Origin of the sequence: Muricoccus vinaceus, from assembly GCF_042433125.1 — a bacterium.
GTDB lineage: Bacteria > Pseudomonadota > Alphaproteobacteria > Acetobacterales > Acetobacteraceae > Roseomonas > Roseomonas vinacea.
In genome coordinates, this window is record NZ_JBHLVZ010000144.1 from 1 (window position 1) to 548 (window position 548).

1 protein-coding gene is annotated in these 548 nt (G+C 70.3%); it reads right to left on the minus strand.

Annotated features, from left to right (window positions below):
- Nucleotides 1-548 (minus strand): ABC transporter ATP-binding protein (locus ACFFIC_RS30015; protein WP_377057284.1); only part of this gene is annotated, 548 nt, incomplete at both ends.

Consider the following 548-nt stretch of genomic DNA (forward strand, 5'->3'; position numbering starts at 1 on the left):
GATGCGCCCGGCGTCGAGGTGGATGGCGCGGGTGCACCATCGGCGTGCGATGGTCATGTCGTGGGTTGCGATGACCATGATGTCGGCGCCCGAGACGAGGTTGGCGAGGCGTGCCTCGGCCTTGTCCATGAAGGAGGCGTCGCCGGCCATGAACCACTCGTCCATGAGCAGGATCTGGGGCTGCATGGCGGTGGCGATGGCAAAGGCCAGCCGGATGGCCATGCCGGCGGAGTAGCCCTTGATGGGCACGTCCATGAACTCGCCGAGGCCGGCGAACTCGGCCACCTCGCCCTCCAGCACCGCCTGCTCGGCGAGGGACAGGTTGCGGTAGAGCGCGCGCAGGCGGACGTTCTCGCGCCCGGTGCTGTCCCCGTCCATGCCGGCGGCGGGGTCGATCAGCGATCCCACCGAGCCCTCGATCAGAAGGCGCCCGCCGACCGGCTCGTAGATGCCGGCCAGCGAGCGCAGCAGCGTGGTCTTGCCCGCCCCGTTGCGCCCCACCAGCGCCACCCGCTCGCCCACCCCGATCTCGAAATCGAGGTCGCGCA